Consider the following 4,432-nt stretch of genomic DNA (forward strand, 5'->3'; position numbering starts at 1 on the left):
CCGCGGTCGTCGGCGCGGCGCAGCAACCGGCCCGCGCCCTGGGCCAGCAGCAGCGCGGCGTGGCTGGCCGCCACCGCCATGAAACCGTTTCCGCCGCGCGCCCCGATGGCCCGCTGGCGCGCCGTCAGCAACGGATCGTCGGGGCGGGGGAACGGGATCCGGTCGATGAGCACCAGCGACAGCGACGGGCCGGGCACGTCGACGCCCTGCCACAGCGACAGCGTGCCGAACAGCGAGGTGGCCGGATCGGCGGAGAACTTCTCCACCAGGGCGGCGGTGCCATCTTCGCCCTGGCACAGCACCGGCGTGTCCAGCCGGTCCCGCATCGCCTCGGCGGTGGCCCGCGCCGCCCGCATCGACGAGAACAGTCCGAGCGTGCGCCCACCCAGCGCCGAGATCAGTTCGGCGATCTCGGTGAGCTGTTCGGCCGAGCCCACTCCGTCACGGCCCGGCGGCGGAAGATGTTTGGCGATGTACAGAATGCCGGCCTTGGCATGCTGGAACGGCGAACCGACGTCCATGCCGCGCCATTTCGGTGCCTCGTCGCCGGACAGTCCCCATGCACCCGCCATGGCCTGGAAGTTCCCGCCGACGGTCAGCGTCGCCGATGTCAGCACTGCCGTCGCGCGGGCGAACAACCGGGTGCGCAGCAGCCCCGAGACCGTCAGCGGCGCCACCCGCAGAATTGTTCGGACCGAGCCCCGATTCTCCTCCCGGTCCAGCCACACGATGTCCAGCCGCTCGGTCAGCGGCGGCTCGAACGAACTCAGGACGCGGGTCGCGGTGTCGGCGATCTCGGAGAGTGCGGCAATGGCCTCGGTGCGGGCGGCGGCCGCCTGCGGATCCCGCGGTGCCGGGTCGATCGACTGACGGGCCGCGCTGGCGGCATCACGCAGTGACGTGATGTAGGTGGCGAGTTCCTCGTCGAGGTGGTCGATGCGGCCCGGTTCGGTGTCGTGGATCGCCGAGGCGAACACCGCCGAGGTGGCCTCGAGCCGGGAAGTGAGCTCAGGACCCACCAGCCGGGCGGCCCGCCGGGTCGCCGCACCGAGCATCGCCGCGGACAGCTCACCGGTGGCCACCGCCGTCACCCGGTCCACCAGCTCGTGCGCCTCGTCGACGATCAGCAGCTCATGTTCGGGCAGCACCGCCGCATCGGCGATGGCGTCGATCGCCAGCAGGGCGTGATTGGTCACCACCACGTCGGCCAATCCGGCTTTGCCCCGGGCTTTTTCGGAGAAACACTCGGTGCCGAATGGGCAACGCGACACCCCGATGCATTCCCGTGCCGATACACTCACCTGTGCCCAGGCCCGATCGGGCACCCCCGGTTTCACCTCGTCGCGATCACCGGTGCGGGTCTGCTCGGACCACTCGGTCAGCCGCGCCACATCGCGGCCCAATGCCGAGGCCGCCATCGGCTCGAACAGCAACTCCTGCGGCGGGGCGTCCGCCTCGGCGGTGTCGTGATTGTGAACCTTGTTCAGGCACAAGTAGTTCGAGCGACCCTTCAGTAGGGCGAAGGTCGGTTCTCGGGGCAGGGTCTCGGCCAGTGCGGCACTCAGGCGCGGCAGATCGCGGTCGACGAGCTGGCGTTGCAGCGCGATCGTCGCGGTGGAGACCACCACCGGACCCCGGTCGTCGGCGGCCTTGGCCAATGCGGGCACCAGATATGCCAACGATTTACCGGTACCGGTGCCCGCCTGCACGGCCAGGTGCTCGCCGATGTCGAAGGCTCGGGACACCGCCTCGGCCATCTCCACCTGGCCGGGGCGTTCGGCGCCCCCGAGCGCGGTGACCGCCAGCGCCAACAGCTCGGTCACATCATCCTTGGTGCTCAGGAAGCGACCACCCGGGTGGGAATGACAGCTTCGCCCGCGGACAGCTTCAGGCCCTCCCACGGCACGCTGGTCAGCCCGGAGGCGACGAGGGCCCGCGCGGCGGCCAGATCGGTGGACGCCACCACCTGGCCGGCGCGCACCAGCGGAACGGTCAGCAACCTTCCGCCCGCGGCGTCGGGCGGTGGGGTGTCGGTGGTGAAGACGACTTCCTCGGTGATGGTGCCGGACGGGCGTGCGGTCCGGACCGCACGTTTGCGGCCGCCGTGGGATTCCTTGTGGCTGCTGCGTTTCTGCACCGGAAGCCCGTCGACCTCGACCAGCTTGTAGACCATGCCCGCGGTCGGCGCCCCGGAGCCGGTCACCAGCGATGTGCCCACCCCATAGCTGTCGACGGATTCGGCGCGCAGCGCGGCGATCGAATACTCGTCGAGATCGCCGGAGAGCACGATCTTGGTGGTGGTGGCGCCGAGGGCGTCGAGTTGCATCCGGGCCTGGCGGGCCAGCACGCCGAGGTCGCCGGAGTCGATGCGGATCGCACCCAACCCGGTGCCCGCCGCGGCGATGGCGTTCTTGATCCCCATCGTCACGTCGTAGGTGTCCACCAGCAAGGTGGTGCCGACACCGAGAGCGTCGACCTGGGCGCGGAAGGCGGCCGGTTCGTCGGGACCGTCGGCGGTGGTGTGCAGCATCGTGAAGGCATGGGCGCTGGTGCCCAGGGCTGGGACGCCGTATTCGCGCTGCGCCGCAAGATTCGACGAGCCGTGGAATCCGGCCACGTAGGCGGCGCGGGCCGCGGCCACCGCGGCACGTTCGTGGGTGCGCCGCGAACCCATCTCGATCAGGGTGCGTCCGGCCGCGGCGCTGACCATACGGGCCGCCGCCGAGGCGATGGCGGTGTCGTGGTTGTAGATCGACAGGGCCAGCGTCTCGAAGAGCACACATTCGGCGAACGTGCCGTGCACCGAGAGCACCGGCGAACCGGGGAAGTACAACTCGCCCTCGGCGTAGCCGTCGATGTCGCCGGTGAAGCGGAAGTCGCGCAGGAACGCCACCGTGTCGGGGTCCAGGAACTCCGACACCATCTCCAGTGCGTAATCGTCGAAAGTGAACTGCGTCAACGCATCCAGGAAGCGTCCGGTGCCGGCAACCACCCCGTAGCGCCGGCCGGCCGGAAGTCGGCGGGCAAAGAGCTCGAAGGTCGTCCGGCGCTGCCACGTGCCGTCGCGCAGGGCCGCGGACAACATCGTCAGCTCGTACTTGTCGGTCAGCAGTGCCACCGTCACGGCCTCAACGCTAACGCGCGCTGGCACGTCGGCGTCCGCAAGGTGCCTCGATCGTGTCGACGCAGGCCTGTTAGCGTCGCGTTTCGGTCTCGGTATCCTGGTAGCCATGGCTGCGCCAGCATCGACCAAACCGGGGGCTGCCGGGCAACAACATGGCGATACCGTCGAGTCCACCGAACGTCCGTGGGTGACCATCGTCTGGGACGATCCAGTCAACCTGATGAACTACGTCACCTACATTCTGCAGAAGATATTCGGCTACTCCGAGCCAAAGGCCACCGAGCTGATGCTGCAAGTGCACAACGAAGGCAAGGCCGTCGTGTCGTCGGGCCCGCGGGAGTCGATGGAAGTCGACGTCTCCAAACTCCACGCTGCCGGCCTGTGGGCCACCATGCAGCAGGACCGCTGAGCGCCGGTGCGCAGATGGAAGCGGGTCGAGACCGCTGCGGGGCCCAAATTCAGGTCAGCGCTGGATCCTCACGAGGCCGCGCTGTTGCACAACATGGTGACGTCGCTGACGGGCATGCTCGAGGAGCGGGAATCGTCGTCACCCAGTGACGAACTGGAACAGCTCACCGGGATGCGGACCGGGCATTCCGTGGCGCCCGAGGATGCCACCCTCGGCCGGTTGCTACCGGATTTCTTCCGGCCGCAGAATGACCACCCTGCCGGGTCGGCCGCTGCGGAGAGCCTCAACAGTGCGCTGCGCAGCCTGCACGAGCCCGAGATCATCGACGCCAAACGTCAAGCCGCGCAACGATTGTTGGATACCTGCCCGGAGGGCGGCGGTCGTCTCGAACTGTCCGAGGACGACGCGGGCGCCTGGGTCGCAGCCGTCAACGACGTCCGGCTGGCGTTGGGCACCATGCTCGACATCGGTGCCGGCGGGGCCGACGCGCTGCCACCGGAGCATCCGATGGCCGGGCACCTCGACGTCTATCAATGGCTGACCGTGCTGCAGGAGTACCTGGTGCTGTGCTTGATGGGGAAGTCGACCCGATGAGAGGTTCGATCACCGACGTCGCCGGCATCCTGGTGGGCAATCACCACTGCCTGGATCCGGATGCCACGCTGGGTTCCGGATGGGCGGCCGGCAGCACCGTGATCGTCGCACCGCCCGGCACCGTCGGAGCGGTCGACGTGCGTGGCGGTGCGCCCGGGAGCCGGGAGACCGACCTGCTCGACCCGGCAAACAGCGTGCGCTACGTCGACGCCGTCGTTCTCACCGGTGGCAGCGCGTACGGCCTGGCTGCCGCCGACGGGGTCATGACATGGCTTGAAGAGCAGGGCCGCGGGGTGGCGATGGAC

General features: G+C 69.1%; 5 protein-coding genes. 3 read left to right on the plus strand and 2 right to left on the minus strand.

Annotated features, from left to right (window positions below; genetic code table 11):
- Together WBB07_RS22015 and WBB07_RS22020 are read right to left on the minus strand one after the other, a co-directional pair.
- On the minus strand, window positions 1-1,823 hold a 1,823-nt coding region (locus WBB07_RS22015), incomplete at its 3' end, for an ATP-dependent DNA helicase (protein WP_526310529.1).
- Window positions 1,824-1,837: 14 nt separating this feature from the next.
- Window positions 1,838-3,124, minus strand: a complete 1,287-nt coding sequence (locus WBB07_RS22020) for a nicotinate phosphoribosyltransferase (RefSeq protein ID WP_526310531.1) — start codon at window positions 3,122-3,124, stop codon at window positions 1,838-1,840.
- A 106-nt stretch (window positions 3,125-3,230) separates the two neighbouring features.
- Here WBB07_RS22020 and clpS point away from each other — a divergent pair, with 106 nt between their 5' ends.
- The 3 genes from clpS to WBB07_RS22035 all read left to right on the plus strand — a co-directional run.
- Window positions 3,231-3,533 (plus strand): ATP-dependent Clp protease adapter ClpS, encoded by a 303-nt coding sequence (clpS, locus tag WBB07_RS22025; RefSeq protein ID WP_526310533.1) that lies wholly within the window; start codon window positions 3,231-3,233, stop codon window positions 3,531-3,533.
- Window positions 3,534-3,539: 6 nt separating this feature from the next.
- On the plus strand, window positions 3,540-4,127 hold the full coding sequence (aosR, locus tag WBB07_RS22030; protein WP_526310535.1) for an oxidative stress transcriptional regulator AosR: 588 nt from the start codon (window positions 3,540-3,542) through the stop codon (window positions 4,125-4,127).
- On the plus strand, window positions 4,124-4,432 hold a 309-nt coding region (locus WBB07_RS22035; RefSeq protein ID WP_526310537.1), incomplete at its 3' end, for a P1 family peptidase. The genes aosR and WBB07_RS22035, both read left to right, overlap by 4 nt.

This window comes from Mycobacterium sp. (genome assembly GCF_049647605.1).
Classification (GTDB): domain Bacteria; phylum Actinomycetota; class Actinomycetes; order Mycobacteriales; family Mycobacteriaceae; genus Mycobacterium.